18 protein-coding genes and 1 pseudogene are annotated in these 16,953 nt (G+C 71.6%); 6 read left to right on the top strand and 13 right to left on the bottom strand.

Going from position 1 to position 16,953, the window contains the following annotated elements; genetic code table 11:
- From KBY81_RS09445 to bioA, 4 genes and pseudogenes are all read left to right on the top strand, one after another.
- A pseudogene (locus KBY81_RS09445) lies at window positions 1–202 on the top strand (SAM-dependent methyltransferase); the annotation flags it as partial.
- A complete protein-coding gene (gene bioD / locus KBY81_RS09440) occupies window positions 199–822 on the top strand; it encodes a dethiobiotin synthase (protein WP_254976349.1) in 624 nt (207 codons plus the stop codon). The pseudogene KBY81_RS09445 and the gene bioD, both read left to right, overlap by 4 nt.
- On the top strand, window positions 819–974 hold the full coding sequence (locus KBY81_RS09435) for a hypothetical protein (protein ID WP_181280039.1): 156 nt from the start codon (window positions 819–821) through the stop codon (window positions 972–974). Before bioD ends, KBY81_RS09435 begins: the two co-directional genes overlap by 4 nt.
- A gap of 8 nt (window positions 975–982) precedes the next feature.
- Window positions 983–2,257: an adenosylmethionine--8-amino-7-oxononanoate transaminase gene (gene bioA, locus KBY81_RS09430; RefSeq protein WP_254976348.1), complete on the top strand. Its 1,275-nt coding sequence runs from the start codon at window positions 983–985 to the stop codon at window positions 2,255–2,257.
- Between the two features lie 43 nt (window positions 2,258–2,300).
- On the opposite strand, the gene KBY81_RS09425 is transcribed toward bioA, so the two are convergent.
- Together KBY81_RS09425 and KBY81_RS09420 are read right to left on the bottom strand one after the other, a co-directional pair.
- Window positions 2,301–2,567 carry a DUF3143 domain-containing protein gene (locus KBY81_RS09425; RefSeq protein ID WP_254972829.1) on the bottom strand — a complete coding sequence of 89 codons (267 nt, stop codon included), beginning with the start codon at window positions 2,565–2,567 and terminating at the stop codon, window positions 2,301–2,303.
- A gap of 23 nt (window positions 2,568–2,590) precedes the next feature.
- Window positions 2,591–3,184 carry a J domain-containing protein gene (locus tag KBY81_RS09420; protein ID WP_254976347.1) on the bottom strand — a complete coding sequence of 198 codons (594 nt, stop codon included), beginning with the start codon at window positions 3,182–3,184 and terminating at the stop codon, window positions 2,591–2,593.
- Window positions 3,185–3,255: 71 nt separating this feature from the next.
- Between KBY81_RS09420 and KBY81_RS09415 the strand changes: the two genes are divergently transcribed.
- Window positions 3,256–4,041 (top strand): 16S rRNA (guanine(527)-N(7))-methyltransferase RsmG, encoded by a 786-nt coding sequence (locus tag KBY81_RS09415; RefSeq protein ID WP_254976346.1) that lies wholly within the window; start codon window positions 3,256–3,258, stop codon window positions 4,039–4,041.
- On the opposite strand, the gene KBY81_RS09410 is transcribed toward KBY81_RS09415, so the two are convergent.
- The 6 genes from KBY81_RS09410 to KBY81_RS09385 all read right to left on the bottom strand — a co-directional run bounded on the left by KBY81_RS09410 (window position 4,038) and on the right by KBY81_RS09385 (window position 7,424).
- On the bottom strand, window positions 4,038–5,225 hold the full coding sequence (locus tag KBY81_RS09410; protein ID WP_254976351.1) for an aldo/keto reductase: 1,188 nt from the start codon (window positions 5,223–5,225) through the stop codon (window positions 4,038–4,040). The two genes, KBY81_RS09415 and KBY81_RS09410, sit on opposite strands and share 4 nt — an antisense overlap.
- Window positions 5,226–5,263: 38 nt before the next feature.
- Entirely contained in the window at window positions 5,264–5,686 is a 423-nt protein-coding gene (locus tag KBY81_RS09405; protein WP_106220279.1) for a ferredoxin, read from the bottom strand.
- 4 nt (window positions 5,687–5,690) lie between these two features.
- Window positions 5,691–6,083: a DUF1257 domain-containing protein gene (locus KBY81_RS09400; RefSeq protein WP_106220278.1), complete on the bottom strand. Its 393-nt coding sequence runs from the start codon at window positions 6,081–6,083 to the stop codon at window positions 5,691–5,693.
- Window positions 6,084–6,111: 28 nt separating this feature from the next.
- Window positions 6,112–6,327: a DUF2997 domain-containing protein gene (locus KBY81_RS09395; RefSeq protein ID WP_106220277.1), complete on the bottom strand. Its 216-nt coding sequence runs from the start codon at window positions 6,325–6,327 to the stop codon at window positions 6,112–6,114.
- A gap of 86 nt (window positions 6,328–6,413) precedes the next feature.
- Window positions 6,414–7,214, bottom strand: a complete 801-nt coding sequence (locus tag KBY81_RS09390) for a HEAT repeat domain-containing protein (RefSeq protein WP_106220276.1) — start codon at window positions 7,212–7,214, stop codon at window positions 6,414–6,416.
- Window positions 7,215–7,298: 84 nt separating this feature from the next.
- Window positions 7,299–7,424, bottom strand: coding sequence for a hypothetical protein (locus KBY81_RS09385; RefSeq protein WP_015110553.1), 126 nt, complete (start codon window positions 7,422–7,424; stop codon window positions 7,299–7,301).
- Between the two features lie 78 nt (window positions 7,425–7,502).
- On the opposite strand from KBY81_RS09385, the gene KBY81_RS09380 reads away from it, so the two are divergent.
- Entirely contained in the window at window positions 7,503–8,783 is a 1,281-nt protein-coding gene (locus tag KBY81_RS09380) for an AmpG family muropeptide MFS transporter (RefSeq protein WP_254976345.1), read from the top strand.
- Here KBY81_RS09380 and KBY81_RS09375 read toward each other — a convergent pair.
- The 5 genes from KBY81_RS09375 to KBY81_RS09355 all read right to left on the bottom strand — a co-directional run bounded on the left by KBY81_RS09375 (window position 8,756) and on the right by KBY81_RS09355 (window position 16,942).
- On the bottom strand, window positions 8,756–9,610 hold the full coding sequence (locus KBY81_RS09375; RefSeq protein WP_254976344.1) for an alpha/beta hydrolase: 855 nt from the start codon (window positions 9,608–9,610) through the stop codon (window positions 8,756–8,758). The genes KBY81_RS09380 and KBY81_RS09375 overlap by 28 nt on opposite strands.
- Window positions 9,611–9,615: 5 nt before the next feature.
- Window positions 9,616–10,674, bottom strand: coding sequence for a 23S rRNA (adenine(2503)-C(2))-methyltransferase RlmN (gene rlmN / locus KBY81_RS09370; RefSeq protein ID WP_254976343.1), 1,059 nt, complete (start codon window positions 10,672–10,674; stop codon window positions 9,616–9,618).
- Entirely contained in the window at window positions 10,674–10,862 is a 189-nt protein-coding gene (locus KBY81_RS09365) for a high light inducible protein (RefSeq protein ID WP_254976342.1), read from the bottom strand. The genes rlmN and KBY81_RS09365 overlap by 1 nt, the downstream gene beginning before the upstream one ends.
- Window positions 10,855–14,964 carry a DNA-directed RNA polymerase subunit beta' gene (locus tag KBY81_RS09360; RefSeq protein WP_254976341.1) on the bottom strand — a complete coding sequence of 1,370 codons (4,110 nt, stop codon included), beginning with the start codon at window positions 14,962–14,964 and terminating at the stop codon, window positions 10,855–10,857. The genes KBY81_RS09365 and KBY81_RS09360 overlap by 8 nt, the downstream gene beginning before the upstream one ends.
- Window positions 14,965–15,037: 73 nt before the next feature.
- Window positions 15,038–16,942, bottom strand: coding sequence for a DNA-directed RNA polymerase subunit gamma (locus tag KBY81_RS09355; RefSeq protein WP_106220270.1), 1,905 nt, complete (start codon window positions 16,940–16,942; stop codon window positions 15,038–15,040).
- Between the last annotated feature and the right edge of the window lie 11 nt (window positions 16,943–16,953).

Below are 16,953 nucleotides of genomic sequence, written 5' to 3'. Positions count from 1 at the left end.
CGCCCTCCAGCAACGGCTGCGCTTCAGCCGCCCGGCCGGCCCCGGCCTGGCCACCCTGCGGCGCCTGCGCGATCTGGGCGCGGGCAGCAGCCGCCCCGCGCCGCTGAGCCCCGCCCAGCTGCGCCGCCTGCTGCGCCAGTGGCCCTCCGATGCGGCAATCTCGTGGGACGTGCTGCTGCTGGTGGGCCGGAGGATCGCATGAGGCTGGTCGTCTGCGGCACCGACACCGACGTGGGCAAGACGGTGGTGAGCGCGCTGCTGGTGGAGGGGCTGGGGGCGACCTATTGGAAGCCGGTGCAGAGCGGCCTGGAGGGGGGCGGCGACACGGGCCGGGTCCAGCAGCTGCTGGGGCTGCCGCCGGAGCGGGTGTGGCCGGAGGCCTACCGCCTCACGGCCCCCGTCTCCCCCCACTGGGCGGCGGAGCGGGACGGGGTCAGCATCGACCCGGCCCGGCTGGCCCTGCCGGCCGGGGACGGCCCCCTGGTGGTGGAGACGGCGGGGGGGCTGCTGGTGCCCCTGCGGCGCAACTGGCTGCAGATCGAGCAGATCGCCGTCTGGGGCCTGCCGGTGCTGCTGGTGGCCCGCAGCGGCCTGGGCACCCTCAACCACACCCTGCTCTCGCTCGAGGCCCTCTCCCGCCGTTCGATCCCCGTGCTCGGGCTGGTGCTCAACGGCGACCCCCACCCCGACAATCCCCGCACCCTGGAAGCCCTCGGCGGCGTGCCGGTGCTGGCGGAGCTGCCGCCCCTCGATCCCCTCGACCGGGAGGGTCTGGAGCGGCAATGGCAGCGCAGTGGCCTGGCCCGTAGCCTGCAGCCATGAGCCGCAAGCATCTGCTCGTGACAGCTGCCGTGGCCGCGCTCTGTGCGGGCATCCTGGTGCTGTTCACCGACATCGAGACCAGCGTCACCCGCTGGGTCAACTGCGGGCCGATCGCCACCGAGGGCGAACGCCGCTCGGAGGTCTGCCGCTGAGCCCCACCGTGACCGGACCCGGCTGGCATCCCCACCTCTGGCACCCCTTCACCCAGGTGGCCACCGCCGACCCGCCCCTGCGGGTGGTGCGGGGCGAGGGGGCCCTGCTCGAACTCGATGACGGCCGCCGGCTGATCGATGCCATCAGCAGTTGGTGGGTGACCCTGCACGGCCACGCCGAGCCCGCCATCGCCGACGCCGTCGCCCGCCAGGCCCGCAGCCTCGAGCAGGTGGGCTTCTCCGATTTCCGCCACCCGGCCGCCGAGCAGCTGGCCGAGCGCCTGGCCGCCTGCAGCGGGCTGGATCGCCTGTTCTTCTCCGACAACGGCTCCACGGCTGTGGAGGTGGCCCTGAAGATCGCCTGGCAGTGGTGGCGCAACCGGGGCGAACCCCGCCGGCAGCTGATCGCCTTCGATGGGGCCTATCACGGCGACACCTTCGGCGCCATGGCGGTGGGGGAGCGCTCCCTGTTCTCGGAGGCGTTCGAGCCGCTGCTGTTCGCCGTGGCCCGGGCCCCCTGGCCCGCCACCTGGTGGGACGACGAGGGGGTGGAGGCGCGGGAGGCGGCGGCCCTGGAGCGGCTGGAGCAACTCCTGGAGACGCCCACCGCGGCCGTGATCCTCGAACCCTTGCTTCAGGGGGCCGGCGGCATGGCCCTGGTGCGGGAGGAGTTCCTGCGCCAGGTGGAGGCGCTGGTCCGTGCCAGCGGTGCCCTGCTGATCGCCGATGAGGTGATGACGGGCTTCGGCCGCAGCGGCCACCTGTTCGCCTGCCAGCGGGCCGGCATCCACCCCGACCTGATGGCCCTCTCCAAGGGGCTCACGGGCGGCTTCCTGCCCATGGGCGTCACCCTGGCCCGCGAGGCCATCTTTGAGGGCTTCATCGGCACCACCCCCGGCCTGACCCTCTTCCACGGCCACAGCTTCACCGCCAACCCCCTGGGATGCGCCGCCGCCCTGGCCAGCCTGACGCTGCTGCAGGAGCGGCCGGAGCGCCACCAGGGGTTCGAGGCGCGCCACCGTCCCCACCTGGAGGCCCTGGCACGCCACCCCCTGGTGCGGCGGCCGCGGCTGCTGGGCACCGTCGCCGCCTTCGAGGTGGCCACCGACGCCCCCGGCTACCTCAATCCCGTCGGCCAGCGGCTGCAGCGGCTGGCCCTGGCCCGGGGGGTGTTCCTGCGGCCCCTGGGGCAGGTGGTCTACCTGCTGCCGCCGCTGTGCATCGACGACGACCAGCTGGCCCGGTGCTACGCGGTGATTGGGGAAGCCCTCTCGAGCCTCTGAGCGACGGGCGGCGGGCGGCGGAGCGGTCCTCCGCAGGCCAGCCTCAGGGTCCCGCCAGGATCGCCGCCTCCACATCGGCCCGCGACAGTCCGTAGGGGAACTGGCGCGCCGTGGTGCGGCCCTCCTGGTGCCAGCTCACCCGCAGCTCCTCCACCTCCATCTCGATCCGGGCGCTCCACTCGGGGCGGTGCAGGTCCCAGTGGGCCACGTTGCTGCGCGACTGGCTGGCGCCCAGCTGGCGCAGCCAGTCCTCCAGGGCGGGCAGGGGGTGGTTGTAGAGGGGGGTGGGCGCGGGGGGCAGGGTCGCCATCGGATCGGCAGGGGAAGGAAGGGTCAGGCGGCGGGCGGCTGGGGGAGCGGGATGGGCGGCGAGGGGAGCGCCTGGGCCTCGCCGGCAGGGGGCACCAGCTCGGCTGGGGCCACCGGGGCCGGAGCCAGTGGGGCCTGGGGCGCTGGCTCCAGCGGGGCCGCGGGCGCCGACTCCGCCTCCAGCTCCGACCACCAGCTGGGCCAGGCCATCAGTTCGGCGCCCCGCGCCCAGGCCACCCCGAGTCCCAGCACCAGGCTGAGCACCAGGGCCACGGCCAGCAGCAGCAGGGCGAACCACTCGCCGCCGGACAGGGCCCGGCGCACCGGCACAGCCCGGACGACGGGTGCTGGTGCGGGCCGCAGCGGCGCCGGGGGGGCCGGCTGGGCCAGGGCGGCGTCGTAGAGCCGTCGGGCGGCCGGGTCGCTCAGCACGGCATAGGCCTGACGCAGCTGCCGGAAGGCCACTTCGGCCTCGCTCGCCGGCAGGGCGGTGGTGTCCGGGTGGTAGCGCTTGCTGAGGCCCCGGAACGCCTGGCGCAGCTCCTGATCGGTGGCGTTGGGCTGCAGCTGCAGCACCTGGTAGTGGGTGGGGGTGGAGGGCTTGGCTGTGGAGGACATGGTCCCTGCGGCGGCGATGGCAGCCTGCCCGGCGTGAGGGATCCTAGGGAGAAGCACCACTGCCGTAGCGGATGGCCGCCAGCCCCGACCCCAGCGCCCCTGCCGATGCCGGCCTCTGGCAGGCGCTCGGCTGGACCCCTACCGACGACCAGCTGGCGGCGCTGGTGGCCCTGCAGGAGCAGCTGCGGCTGTGGAACGGCCGGGTCAACCTCACCCGGCTGGTGGAGGGCGACGATTTCTGGATCGCCCAGGTGTTCGACAGCCTCTGGCCCTGGGTGCCCCTGCTCACGGCCCCGGGCGGCGTTCCGGACGGCCTGGAGCTCATCGACGTGGGGACCGGCGGCGGTTTCCCCGGGCTGGCCCTGGCGATCGCCCTGCCCACGGCCCGCATCACCCTGGTGGATTCGGTGGGCCGCAAGCTGGAGGCGGTGCGGGCCATGGCCCGCAGCCTGGGGCTGGACGAGGGCAGGCTGCGGCTGCGCTGCGAACGGGTCGAGCGCACCGGCCGCGCCAGGGACTGCCGGGGACGCTTCGATCGCGCCATGGCCCGCGCCGTGGCCAGCGCGCCGGTGGTGGCCGAGTACCTGGTGCCCCTGCTGAAGCCCGACGGCCTGGCCCTCCTCTACCGGGGCCAGTGGGGCGCCGACGACCAGCGGGATCTGGAGGCGGCCGTCGGCGTGCTGCGGGCCAAGGTGGATCCGGTGCAGCGCCGCGACCTGCCGGCGGGCCGGGGTGTGCGCCACGGCCTCTGGCTGCGGCCGGCCGGCCCCTGTCCGGCCGCCTACCCCCGGGCCGTGGGGGTGCCCCAGAAGACGCCGATCGCGCCGAGGGCCCAGGCCAGCGCCCCAGGCGCCTAGGCCACCTGCAGCCGTTTCACGGCCTCGCCCCCCAGCCGCTGCCGCAGACGCCGCAGCAGGTCGGGGATCTCGGCGGCCCAGGGGCTGGCCTGCAGCACCGCCAGCAGCTCGCCCTCGCTGACGCTGCCATCGAGGGCGTCGGCGTTCTCGCCCGGAAACCAGTGGCTGCCCTGGCCCAGCAGGCCGTAGCGGGCGCGGCCGTAGGCCTCCAGATCCCAGGCCTCCAGCAGGTTGTGCAGCCAGAGCAGCACCGGCAGGTTGATCCGGCCGGGGGTGTCCTCCCAGGCCGGCAGACCCCGGTCCCAGCTGGCCAGCCAGTCGTCGCCGAGGGCCCGGCGGCGGGCCTGCTCGAGACGCTCCAGAATCGGCGGCAGCAGCTCCCCGGCCCTGGGCAGCAGCGCCACCGCCTCCAGGTGCAGGTCCAGATCCTGGGGCGAGGCGGCCCCGACGCTGATGGTGTGGATGCCGGGGGCCGACAGGCAGAACAGGTCGTTGAAGACGATCGGATGCAGGGGCGCGCAGAGCTCGCACAGGCGCTGGGAGGGGCTGTGCAGGTGGCCCCCCTTGTCGGTGGGGCTGATCACGAACACCCCCATGTCATGGGCGGTGGCGGCCTCGATCGCCGCCCGGTTGTCCTGGCGGATGAAGTACCAGTGCAGGTTGATGTAGTCGAACTGGTCGCTGGCGATCGCCTCCAGGATCAGGGGCAGCGGCGCATGGGTGGAGAAGCCCACGTGGCCGATCCGGCCCGCCTCCTGCCAGCGGCGGGCCACCGCCAGGCAGCCGCCGGGCCGCAGGGTCTGATCGAGCAGCTCCGGGGTGTTGAGGCCGTGGATGGCCAGCAGGTCGACCCGGCCCCCACCCCCGCCCGGGCCCCCCTCGCCGTCCAGGCCCAGCCGCTCGAAGCTGGTGCGCAGGTCGGCCTCGAAGGCCGCCGGATCTTCGGCCGGGGGCACCTTGGTCTGGAGGATCCGCCGGGGATCCGGCAGCCGGGGCAGCAGCCAGCCCAGCTGCCGTTCCGAGGTGCCGTAGTGGCGGGCGGTCTCGATGTGGTGCAGCCCCGCCGCCCTGGCGGCCCGCAGGGTGGCCTCGAGATTGGCCTGGCTGCCGGCCTCCACCGCCTCGGCGGGCAGGTCGCTCCAGCTCTGCTGGAACCGCATCCCCCCCAGGGAGAGCACCGGCATGGCCAGTCCCGTGCGACCGAAACGCCGGGTGGGGATGGTCACGGCGACGGCGGGACGGCGCGGGGCAGGGTGCGGCGACGGCGCCCGTGGGAGGGGAGCCCCAGGGGCTGGATCTCCTGCTCGTCGAGCTGGGCCCTCAGGGCCGGCAGCTGCTCGTAGGGCACCCAGTGGATGCAGTCCACCGGACAGGTGTCGATCGCCTCCTGGATCCGCTCGGTGCTGTCGCCGTCCTGGCGCAGGGCCCGGGAGCGGCCCCAGTCGGGTTCCACCACGAAGGTATTGCCGGCCACGTGGGCGCAGTAGCGGCAGCCGATGCAGACGGCCTCATCGACCCAGACGGCCTGCTGGCGCAGGGCCCCGCCCAGGACGGGCTCCCGACCCGTCGCCGCCGACTCCGGAGCCACCGCGGTGCGGAAGGCGAGGGCGGGGTCGAGACCGGTGGCGGGACCCGTCACGCTCACGGAATCAGGCGTCCCAGCGGGTCACCACCAGTTCGATGCTGCCGTCCAGGTGGCTGGTCTGCTCGCTCACCTGGAAGCCCTCCTCGGCCGTGCTGGCCAGGATGGAGCGCAGGGCATAGCGCTGGGTGAGCTTGGCCAGGAAGCGCTCCACCGGGATGGGCTGCTTCCAGAGCTCCAGGTCGGTGACGAGCTCGTAGCTGCCGCTGTCGGGGTTGAAGCGGAAGCCGATGTCGACGCCGTCAGCCTGGGGGATGGCGAGATCGGCGGTCACCGTCTGGCCGCGGTAGCCGCGCACCTGGCAGGAGCCCTCGGCCGGGGGGTGGCCCAGGTCGCGGAGGGCGTCCACCAGGGCCTGGCGATCGCGCAGCTCGGTCTTGACGGTGCTGAAGTGCGACATGGGACGGAAGGGGAGGGGGAGCGGGGGCTCAGGGCCCGTGGTGCTGGACGACCACCTGGGGGTCCTGGAGAACGAGGGGGGGCGTCTGGAACGCTTCCGAGGTGCTGCGTCGTTGCTGCACGCTGCCCAGTCGGGCCTCGATCCGCTCCGTGAGCCGGGAGCACCCCTCGCCCTGCACGCCCTCCACGAGCTCCTCCACGCGCCCGTCGGGGCGAATGCGGAAGCGGATGGTGCGTTCGGCCATCCCGGATGGGCTGCACAGGTGAGACCGGGATCTTAACCGCGATTTTCCGAGCTCGCGGCCGCCGGATGGCCCGGGCCCGCCGACCTTCAGCTGATCAGTCCCTCGTCCACCAGGGTCTGCAGCCGTTCCAGCACGTCCGGCTGCTCCAGCTGCTCGAGGGCCATCCGGGCTTCGTCCCGCACGGTGGGATCGCCGTCGTGGAGCATCGTGTGCAGCAGGGCCTCCACCACGTCCCGCTGACGCGGCTCCACCAGGTCGGTGTAGAGGCGCCCCAGGGACCAGGCGCAGTTGCTGCGCACCGCCGGCTCGCTGTCGATGCGGAGGCTCAGCAGCAGCTGGGCGGCGGCGGGGTCGGCCTTGGCCACACCGGTGGCGCCCGCATCGGCCAGGGAACTGGCCGCCCACAGCCGCACCGCGGCGATGTCGAGCTCCAGGGCCCGGATCAGCGGGTTGAGCACCGGGGCCTCGGGATAGTTGCCGAGGCTCCAGGCCACCGCCTTGCGCACATAGCCGTTGTCGTCGGCCGCCAGCAGGCCCAGCAGGGGCTCCACCGCCAGGGGGTGGGGGTTGCGGCCGAGGGCGTAGACGGCGCTCATCCGCACGATCGGGCAGCCGGCCTTCAGCAGCGGCAGCAGCAGGGGGATGGCGCGGGGGTCGCGGTGCTCACAGAAGATGCGCAGGCCCTGCAGGCGCTCCTCCCGTCCCCCCTTGAGCAGCTCGATGCCGAGGTCGCACTCGGCGGCCACGTCGGAGCTGGAGGGGGCGACGCTGTCGATCTCATCAAGGGGATCGCCCAGGAGCTCCTGCGCCAGTTCCCGGGCCAGCACCTCCGGATCGAGGGCCAGCGCGTGGGTGGTTTCGGGAAAGGGCAGGCCGTCGTCCGGCATGGAGCCATCCAGGTGAGGGCATCGTAAAAGCCGGTTGGCCGCCCGATCCGCCCAGCGGCCCCGGATCAGCCCAGCGGCACTGGATCAGCCCAGCGGGGCGGGGGCGGCCATGTCGCCGGGCAGCCAGATCCGGGCACTGACGGCGAACAGGGCCAGGGCGAACAGCAGCACGATGGCCACCGGCAGCAGCGTGGAGCGCAGGAAGGACATGGGGGGAACGGGACGGCGGGGCTGGCTGCATTGTGGTCCGACCAGCCGCCCCTAGGGTTCGGCGATCCGCGAGCGGCCATGGCCAGCCCTGCCTCCAGCAGTGTCCGCCCCTGGCGTCGCCTCCTGGCGGTGGCCGCCGAGGGGGTCGCCAGCGGCACCCCCTACATGGTGGGCACCAAGCTGCTGCAGGGCTGGCTCACCGCCAGCCAGATCCCTCTCGGCCTGATCGGCCTGCTCGGCCTGGCGGAGCTGCCGTACACCCTGAAGATGGTCTGGGCGCCGGCCCTCGACCGCTGGCCCCTGCCCTGGCCGGACCGCCGCCGCGGCTGGCTGCTGGTGCTGCAGCTCACCCTGGTGGCGGTGATCGGGGCCATGGCTCTGCTGCGGCCCTCCACCGATCCGGCCAGCCTCACCGCGATCGGTGTGATGGCGGTGCTGCTGGCGGTGGTCAGCGCCACCCAGGACATCGCCGTGGATGCCTACCGCACCGACCTGCTGCCGGACCTGGAGCGGGGCGCCGGGGCGGCCGCCTCCAACCTGGGCTACCGCACGGCGATGCTGGCCGTGGGGGCCGGCGGATTCATCCTGGCCGGCCGCTTCGACTGGCCCCTGGCCTTCCTGTTCTCGGCCCTGCTGATGCTGGTGGCGGTGCCCTTCACCCTCACGGCGCCGCGGCTGGAGCCCCTGGCGGTGCCGGTGAGCAGCCTGCGCCAGGCGGTGCTGGGGCCGGCGCGGGAGTTCCTGCACCGCAGCGGCGGCCCCCGGGCCGCGGCCCTGCTCACCCTGGTGCTGCTCTACCGCTGGCCCGACGGGCTGCTGGGTCTGATGGCGGTGCCGTTCCTGATCCAGAAGGGCTTCAGCCCGGAGGTGGTGGGGTCGGTGCTGGCGGGCTGGGGCATCGGCGCCACCATCGTCGGCACGGTGCTGGGGGGCGTGCTGTTCGGCCGGCTGGGCATGAACCGCTCCCTGTGGCTGTTCGCCCTGGTGGGGGCCGCGGGCAACCTGGCCTACTGGGGCCTGGCCCGCTTCGACGGCGGCATGCCGGCCCTGCTGACGGCCGTGGCCCTGGAGAACATCGGCGGCGGCATGGTGGGCGCCGCCTTCGTGGCGCTGCTGATGAGCCTCTGCAACCCCCGCTTCTCCGCCACCCAGTACGCCCTGCTCTCGGGCGTCTATGCCCTGAGCCGCTCCCTGCTGGCCGCCCCGGCCGGGCTGGTGGCCGAACGGCTGGGCTGGCCGGGCTTCTTCCTGGCCACCACCGCCGCGGCCCTGCCGGCCTTCCTGCTGATGCTGCGGCTCACCCCCTGGAACGGCCAGGGCGCCCGCGGGGCCTACGAGGCGGGGCGCGACGGCGGCTGAGGGCTTTCCCCCGGGGCTTCCCCGGAGGGATCGGGCCCAAGGAACCCCTGCAGCAGCGGCAGGTAGCGGGGGGAGCCCTCCACCGCGTTGTGCCCCTCCACCGGCAGCACCACCAGGGACGCCACCCCGGGCCGGAAGCTGGCCAGCAGGGCGTCGGTGTTGGCGCGGGGGATCACCTCGTCCCGTTCGGCGGCGATCAGCAGGGTGGGCGCCCCGATCCGGGGAGCCGTCGCGGCGGAGCGGTACTTGTCCTGCAGCAGCAGCCCCACCGGCACCAGGGGATAGTGGCGGGCCGCCACCGCCTCGATGCTGTCGAACGGCGTCACCAGCACCAGGCGGTCGACGGGCCGATGGGCCGCCAGGTGCACCGCCACGGCGCTGCCCAGGCTGCGGCCGACCACGGCGATCTGCCCGTGGTCGGCCCGCACCCGGTCGAAGAGGGCGAGGGCATCGGCGAACAGGGCCCGCTCCGAGGGCTGGCCGCTGCTGCCGCCGTAGCCCCGGTAGTGCAGCAGATACAGGGCGTGGTCCGGGAACGCCCCCTCCAGCCGGGGCAGCTGCCACGCCACGTCCTCGGCATTGCCGCCGAAGTACAGCAGCGCCTTCGGGCCGGGGCGTTGGCGGATCGTCACCAGCACCCGGCCCCCCGGCGGGCCGCCTGTGATCGGCAGGGTCAGCAGCTCGCCGGGCGCATCGGCGGAGCGGGGCTGGGGGACATAGAGCAGGGAGCGCTGGCGCAGGAACAGCAGGCCGCACAGGGCTCCGTAGGCCAGGGCGCCGGCCAGGACGAACGTCAGGGCCGGGACAGCACGCGGCGGGATCGACATGGCGATCACCCCGCCGGGGCGTCCATCAGCCGGCGGCGCAGCTGGCCGCAGGCGGCGTCCTGGTCGAGGCCGCGGCTGGCCCGCACGCTCACGGCGATGTGGCGCCGCTGCAGCTGGCTGCGGAAGGCCTCCACCGCCTCCGGGGCGGGGCGCCGGAAGTCCTCCTCGGCGATCGGGTTGTAGGCGATCAGGTTGACGTGGCTCTGGAAGCCCCGCAGCAGGCGGGCCAGGGCATCGGCCTGGCGGGGGTGGTCGTTGACGCCCCCCAGCAGGATGTATTCGAAGCTCACCCGCCGGCCGGTGATCGCCACGTAGTGGCGGCAGTCGTCCAGCAGGGCCTCCAGGGGGTAGGCGTGGGCGGTGGGGATCAGCTCCTCCCGCAGGCGCTGGTCGGGGGCATGGAGGCTCACGGCCAGGGTGAACTGGGCCCGGCCGAGCCGCTCGAGGGCCCGTTCGGCCAGGGTGGGCAGGGTGCGGGGCACCCCCACCGTGCTGACGGTGATCTGGCGCTGGGCCATGCCCAGGTCGGTGCAGAGGCAGGCGATGGCCTCCAGCACCGCGTCGGTGTTCAGCAGGGGTTCGCCCATGCCCATGAACACCACGTGGGAAGGGCGCCGGTCCATGGCCTCCCGGATGCTGAGCACCTGGTCGACGATCTCGTGAACCGCCAGGGAACGCTGCAGGCCCCCCTTGCCGGTGGCGCAGAAGCGGCAGCCCATGGGGCAGCCCACCTGGCTGCTGACACAGACGGTGAGCCGGTCGCCGCTGGGGATGCCGACGGTCTCGAGGCTGAGGCCATCGGCGGTGGCCAGCAGCAGCTTGGTGGTGCCGTCGCTGGCGTCGCTGCGGTGCAGCAGGGCCGAGCGGCCGATGCCGGTGCCGGCCGCCGCCAGCCCCTCGCGCCAGGCCTTGGGCAGCACCGTGATCGCGTCGAGGCTGCGGGCCCCCCTGGCGTAGATCCAGTCGTGCAGCTGCCGGCCCCGGAAGGCCGGCTGGCCCTGGTCACCGGCCCAGGCCTCCAGGGCCGCCTGGCCCATCCCCAGCAGGGGGGCAGGCCCGGCCATCAGGGCCAGATGAGCAGGCCGTGGCCCAGCTTCCACTCCACCGCCAGCAGGGCGATGAAGCCCAACATGGCGAAGCGGCCATTGAGGCGCTCGGTGTGGGTGTGGAAGCCGAAGCGCGGCAGCCGTCTCACCGGCACGGGGGTGGGCCGGGAGGGGGCGGCAGGGGTGGCGACGGCGGGATCAGTCATCGCTGAGCAGACCCTCCTCCTGCAGACCCTCGAGGGCCGCCGGATCGGCGATCAGCTCCTCCTCCAGTCCCTCCTCGGCGGTGGGACGGGCGAACGCGGCGAAGCCGCTGGCGGCCGCTTCGATGCCGTGGCGGCTGCGGGTGGCCTCCAGATCCTCCTCGGAGGGGTCATCCAGCACGGCGGCGGTGGCCGCCGGGGCCGGCATCTCGACGGTGTAGTCGGGACGCAGGTTCTGGTTGCGGCGGTAGCCGGCGGCCTCCTCCTCGAGGATGTCGGGGTGGGGTCCGGCCTCGGCGCGCAGCTCCTCCTCAAAGCCCCCGAAACCGGTGCCGGCGGGGATCAGGCGGCCGATGATCACGTTCTCCTTGAGGCCCCGCAGCCAGTCGCTCTTGCCCTCGATGGCCGCTTCGGTCAGCACCCGGGTGGTCTCCTGGAAGGAGGCCGCCGAGATGAACGAGTCGGTGTTCAGCGAGGCCTTGGTGATGCCCAGCAGCACGGGGGTGAACTCGGCGGGAGCGCCTCCGGTGACGCCCATGGCGGAGTTCACCTGCTCCACCTGACGCAGCTCGATCAGCTCACCGGGCAGCAGCGTGGTGTCGCCGGCATCCTCGATGCGGACCTTGCTGGTCATCTGGCGCACGATCACCTCGATGTGCTTGTCGCTGATCGAGACCCCCTGCGATTTGTAGACGTTCTGCACCTCCGTCACCATGCGGAACTGCAGCTTGGAGATCGCCTCCTGGGCCGCCTCCATGGTGGGCTTGCGGCTGCGCAGGTCCTCGAAGAAGCAGTCGAGCAGCTCGTGGGGGTTGATGGGCCCGTCGGTGAGCATCTCGCCGGCGCTCACCTGCTGGCCATCGGAAACCATCACGTTGCGGCCCAGCAAGATCGGGTACTCGGTGATGACGTCGTCGGTCTCGATCACCGACACGGTGATCGAATCGTCGTCCTCGCCCTGCTTGATCTGCACGGTGCCGCTCTTGCGGCAGAGCACCGCCGATTCCCGCGGGCGGCGGGCCTCCAGCAGTTCCTCGATCCGGGGCAGACCCTGGACGATGTCGCCGGTCTTCTGGCGCTCGAACACCAGCAGGGCCAGGCCGTCACCGCGCTGGACCAGTTCCCCGTCACGGACGTGGAGCACCGAATCGGGCGACACCATGTAGGGACGGCCGAGGCGGATGGTGAGGGTCTTGCCGTCGATGGCCTCCACCTGGCCGCAGCAGGGGGAGATCACCCCGTCGGCGAGCACATCGCCATCGACGATGCGATCGCCCACCGACACCGTCGGGACGGCCGCACCGAGATCCAGGCTGCGGGTGTCGTCGGCCCGCTCGACGATCAGGCGGCGGATCGGTTCGCCGGGAACGGGATCGGGCAGCTGGACCACCCCATCCTCCTTGCAGAGGATCTGGGTGGTGGCGACAACGTCGCCCCGCTTGACGGTCATGCCGTCCTCCACCTGCAGCTCGGTGTGGGTGGAGCCGTGGCTGGCGTCGGAGAGGGTGTCGCGGCGGACCAGCAGGGTTTCCAGGATCACCAGCTGCAGGCGCTCGATGGTCTTGGCCCGCTTGTCGGCGACCGCCTCCACATCCACCGTCATCTGGGGGGTGGTGTCGAAGGTTTCCAGGATCAGCTGGGTGCGCAGCAGTTCCACGCCTTCCACCGACTTGATCAGCTCGCCGTCCTTGAAGGTGAGGCGCTGGGTGGCCTTCAGGCCGAGGGACGGACCGCCGGTCTGCTTGACCGTGGACAGCTCGGGCAGGTGGGCGGCATCGGGGATGGCGTACTCCTCGACCGGCCGCAGCAGCAGGGCGCCGCCCTCGGGGGTGTCGACCTTCTCGACGAACTTCATCGCCTCGGCCTTGAGGCCGGGGGCGATCTCTTCGCCGGGGTTGACCATCTTGCCGTCCTCGCCGTAGCGGGCCAGCACCTTGGCGTCGGAGACCAGGTGCAGCTCACCGGAGCGCACGATGATCTCCCGCAGGATGTCGTTCTTCTGGGTGACGGTGACGATGCCCGCGGTCTGGCTGAAGATGTCCTTCACCACCTCGGTGCCGGCCTCGATCCACTGGCCGTCCTCGATCATCAGCAGGGAGATGTCCTTGTTGATCTCGTGGGTTTCCTGGGGGATCCACAGCAGGGTGCCGCCCTTGCTCACCTCGAAGCCGTGCTTGGCGGAGCGGGCCTTCTTGATCGAAAGGCCGGGGGCGAACTTCACCATGCCGCCGGTCTGGGTGCGGAAGCGGTCGTCGGTGAGTTCGGCGATCACCTCTCCGGCGCCGATCTTGGTGCCGGGCTGGGTCTTGACCAGATAGCGGGTGTTGTCCTTGCCCTCCAGGTGCCAGCTCTCGCCGGTGTGGCTGGATTCACCCACCAGCTTGCAGTCCTTGAGGGTGAGGCTGGCGGTGACGATCTGCACCTCGCGGGAATCGCCGGTGGACTCCCGCAGCCGCACGGCGCCGCCGTACTCGCTCTGCAGGCGGCTCTCGGCCAGCACATCGCCGGTGGTCACCGGCTTGTCGGTCTCGACGACGGGCAGGGCGTTGGGCGGCAGGTTGTAGACGTCGCCGCTGAACACCCAGAGGCGGCCGAGACGCTGGGCCTTGTGGGTGATGTTGCCCTGGCGGTCGGTGACCTCCCGGGGCTGGATCACGTCCTCGAAGCGCACCTGGCCGGCCAGATCGCAGATGACATCCTTGGTGGCCTTCTCGACGCTCTTCTTCACCGCCGAGCCCGAGGAGATCTGGGCCAGGATGATGTCGTGGGCGACGGGATCGCCATCGGCGACGAACAGGATCGAGCCGTTGGTGATGTCGATCTTCTGCACCTTGCCCTTGCCCGAGGGCTTGAGGGTGAGGGTGAAATCGGTTTCGGCCAGCTTGGCCTCGACGCCATGGGGGGTGCGGTGGTCGCGCACCCGGGCCTTGGGCCCGAATTCCACCACGCCGTCCACCAGGGAGCGCACCACGCCGGTCTCGGCCGTGGACACACCACCGGTGTGGAAGGTGCGCATGGTGAGCTGGGTGCCCGGTTCACCGATCGACTGGGCGGCGATGATGCCCACCGCCTCACCCAGGTCGACCAGTTCGTTGTGGGCCAGGGCCCAGCCGTAGCACTTGCGGCACACCGAACGGGAGGCCTCGCAGGTGAGGGGCGAGCGCACCATCACGGTGGCGATCGCCGCCTTCTCGATGGCGGCCGAGATCGCCAGGTCGATCTCACCGTTGCGGTCGACGATGACGACGCCGTCGCTGTCGACGACGGGCTGGGCGGCCAGACGGCCCACCAGCTTGGTGCCGAAGCGGCCCCGCTCATCGGCGTTGATGGGGATGAAGCGGTGGGTGCCGCAGTCCTCCTCCCGCACGATCACGTCCTGGGCCACGTCCACCAGACGGCGGGTGAGGTAGCCGGAGTCGGCGGTCCGCAGGGCGGTGTCCACCAGGCCCTTGCGGGCGCCGTAGGAGGAGATCACGTACTCGGTGACCGTGAGGCCCTCACGGAAGTTGGTGCGGATCGGCAGGTCGATGATCTCCCCCTGGGGGTTGGCCATCAGGCCGCGCATGCCCACCAGCTGACGCACCTGGGACATGTTCCCCCGGGCGCCGGAGTTGGCCATCATCCACACCGAGTTGAGTGGATCGTTGTCGTTGAAATTGCGGCGCACGGCCGCCACCAGCCGCTCGTTGGTCTCGGTCCAGGTGTCGATCACCTTGGTGTGGCGCTCCACCTCGGTGATCTCACCGAGCCGGTAGCGCTCCTCGGTGGCCGTGATCTGCTCCTCGGCCTCCTCCAGCAGCACGGCCTTGTCGCCGGGGATGCGCAGGTCGTCGACCGAGATCGACACCGCCGCCTGGGTGGCGTAGTGGAAGCCCAGGTCCTTCAGCTCGTCGGCCATCGCCGCGGTGGCGGCGGTGCCGTGGTGCTTGTAGGCCCAGGACACCAGATTCCGCAGCGCCTTCTTGTCGATGATCCGGTTGCGGAACGGCGGCGCCTGCTTGCTCAGGGCGGAGGCCGCAGCTGCCGCGGCGGCGGTGGCGGCCGCCAGCTCGGCGGCGGCCTTGGCGCTCTTCTTGCTGATCTTCTTGGCGGGGGTGGCGGTCATGGCGGCGCGCGATGGAGAAGGCTGGAGGGAATCGGAAGACACGGGGCGCGGGGCTCGGCCCGGCCAGTGGAACTCAGGACGCGGCCACGGCGTCGATGATCGTGTGGTTGATGACGACCCGACCCACGGTGGTCAGCAGGTAGCGGCTGATCAGGGCGCCGTCCTCATCGAAGCGGTCGCGGCGGAACTTCCACTGCTCGACGCGGGTGCCATCGGTGAGGGTGTCGGTGGCGACGGGCTCGCTGTCCTCGTCGTCACTTTCCACCTCGCCGTTGAAGCGCACCCAGACCCAGTCGTGCAGGCTGAGGTGCTTCTCCTCGAAGGCGGCGATCACGTCCTCGAGGTCGGCGAAGGTGCGGGAACGGTCGCCGAAGGCGGGCTGCGCCTTGTCCCGGTCGACGGCGGTGAGGTAGTAGGCGCCAAGCACCATGTCCTGGGACGGGGTGATGATCGGCTCGCCGGTGGCGGGGGAGAGCACGTTGTTGCTCGCCAGCATCAGCATCCGGGCCTCCGTCTGGGCCTCGATCGCCAGGGGCACGTGCACGGCCATCTGGTCACCGTCGAAGTCGGCGTTGAAGGCCGGGCAGACCAGGGGATGGAGCTGGATGGCGCGGCCATCCACCAGCTTGGGTTCGAAGGCCTGGATGCCGAGGCGGTGCAGGGTCGGGGCCCGGTTGAGCAGGATCGGGTGCCCTTCGATCACCTCCTGCAGCACCTGCATCACCTCGTCGTCGGCGCGCTGGATCAGCTTCTTGGCCGCCTTGATGTTGTTGACGATGTTCTGGCGGATCAGGCGATGGATCACGAACGGCTGGAACAGCTCGATCGCCATCTCCTTGGGCAGGCCGCACTGGTGCATCTTCAGCTTGGGGCCCACCACGATCACGGACCGGCCGGAGTAGTCGACCCGTTTGCCGAGCAGGTTCTGGCGGAAGCGGCCCTGCTTGCCCTCGATGATGTCGCTGAGCGACTTGAGGGCCCGGTTGTTGGCCCCCACCACGGTGCGGCCGCGGCGGCCGTTGTCGATCAGGGCATCGACGGCCTCCTGCAGCATCCGCTTCTCGTTGCGGACGATGATCTCGGGGGCGAGGATCTCCTGGAGGCGCGCCAGGCGGTTGTTGCGGTTGATCACCCGCCGGTAGAGGTCGTTGAGATCGCTGGTGGCGAAACGGCCGCCGTCCAGCTGCACCATGGGGCGCAGATCGGGGGGGATCACCGGGATCACATCCAGCACCATCCACTCGGGGCGGGCGTTGGTGGCGATGAAGTTGTCAATCACCCGCAGGCGCTTGATCAGCTTGGCCCGCTTCTGGCCCTTGGAGTTGTTGATGTCCTCGCGGAGCTGCTCGGCCTCCTTCTCGAGGTCGAGGTCCTCCAGCAGTTGCTTGAGGGCCTCGGCGCCGATGCCCACCATGGGCTCGTTCTCGATCTCGGAATCCTCGGCGAAGATCTGGTCCTCGATCTCCAGCCACTCGTCTTCGGTGAGCAGCTGCTTGTAGGTGAGGTCCTTGTGGTCACCCTTGTCGAGCACCACGTAGCAGTTGAAGTAGACGATCTGCTCCACGTCCCGCAGGGGCATGTCGAGCAGGATCGCCACATAGCTGGGGATGCCCTTGAGGTACCAGACGTGGCTCACCGGCGCCGCCAGCTTGATGAAGCCCATGCGGTGACGCCGCACCCGGCTCTCGGTGACTTCCACACCGCAGCGTTCACAGACGATGCCGCGGTGCCGCACCCGCTTGTACTTGCCACAGTGGCATTCCCAGTCCTTGGAGGGGCCGAAGATCTTCTCGCAGAAGAGCCCGTCCATCTCGGGCTTGAGGGTGCGGTAGTTGATCGTTTCCGGCTTGGTGACCTCACCCACCACCTGTCCGTTGGGCAGCGTCCGCTGCCCCCACTGCATGATCCGCTCGGGGGAAGCGAGCGTGATCTTCACGTAGTCGAAGTGGTTTTCGGTGCGGAGGTTGCTGTTGGACATGGCGGAGACGC

This window comes from Cyanobium sp. Lug-B, from assembly GCF_024345635.1.
Classification (GTDB): domain Bacteria; phylum Cyanobacteriota; class Cyanobacteriia; order PCC-6307; family Cyanobiaceae; genus Cyanobium; species Cyanobium minutissimum.
Note: the sequence above shows the minus strand (reverse complement) of the source record. Positions and strands in the feature narration are given on the sequence as shown.

Bases quoted from the DNA above. Each gene is read 5' to 3' on its own strand.
- bioD (WP_254976349.1), top strand. From the start codon at position 199: ATGAGGCTGGTCGTCTGCGGCACCGACACCGACGTGGGCAAGACGGTG.
- KBY81_RS09435 (WP_181280039.1), top strand. From the start codon at position 819: ATGAGCCGCAAGCATCTGCTCGTGACAGCTGCCGTGGCCGCGCTCTGT.
- KBY81_RS09425 (WP_254972829.1), bottom strand. From the start codon at position 2,567: ATGGCGACCCTGCCCCCCGCGCCCACCCCCCTCTACAACCACCCCCTG.
- KBY81_RS09420 (WP_254976347.1), bottom strand. From the start codon at position 3,184: ATGTCCTCCACAGCCAAGCCCTCCACCCCCACCCACTACCAGGTGCTG.
- KBY81_RS09415 (WP_254976346.1), top strand. From the start codon at position 3,256: ATGGCCGCCAGCCCCGACCCCAGCGCCCCTGCCGATGCCGGCCTCTGG.
- KBY81_RS09410 (WP_254976351.1), bottom strand. From the start codon at position 5,225: ATGCCGGTGCTCTCCCTGGGGGGGATGCGGTTCCAGCAGAGCTGGAGC.
- KBY81_RS09400 (WP_106220278.1), bottom strand. From the start codon at position 6,083: ATGTCGCACTTCAGCACCGTCAAGACCGAGCTGCGCGATCGCCAGGCC.
- KBY81_RS09395 (WP_106220277.1), bottom strand. From the start codon at position 6,327: ATGGCCGAACGCACCATCCGCTTCCGCATTCGCCCCGACGGGCGCGTG.
- KBY81_RS09390 (WP_106220276.1), bottom strand. From the start codon at position 7,214: ATGCCGGACGACGGCCTGCCCTTTCCCGAAACCACCCACGCGCTGGCC.
- KBY81_RS09385 (WP_015110553.1), bottom strand. From the start codon at position 7,424: ATGTCCTTCCTGCGCTCCACGCTGCTGCCGGTGGCCATCGTGCTGCTG.
- KBY81_RS09380 (WP_254976345.1), top strand. From the start codon at position 7,503: ATGGCCAGCCCTGCCTCCAGCAGTGTCCGCCCCTGGCGTCGCCTCCTG.
- KBY81_RS09375 (WP_254976344.1), bottom strand. From the start codon at position 9,610: ATGTCGATCCCGCCGCGTGCTGTCCCGGCCCTGACGTTCGTCCTGGCC.
- rlmN (WP_254976343.1), bottom strand. From the start codon at position 10,674: ATGGCCGGGCCTGCCCCCCTGCTGGGGATGGGCCAGGCGGCCCTGGAG.
- KBY81_RS09365 (WP_254976342.1), bottom strand. From the start codon at position 10,862: ATGACTGATCCCGCCGTCGCCACCCCTGCCGCCCCCTCCCGGCCCACC.
- KBY81_RS09360 (WP_254976341.1), bottom strand. From the start codon at position 14,964: ATGACCGCCACCCCCGCCAAGAAGATCAGCAAGAAGAGCGCCAAGGCC.
- KBY81_RS09355 (WP_106220270.1), bottom strand. From the start codon at position 16,942: ATGTCCAACAGCAACCTCCGCACCGAAAACCACTTCGACTACGTGAAG.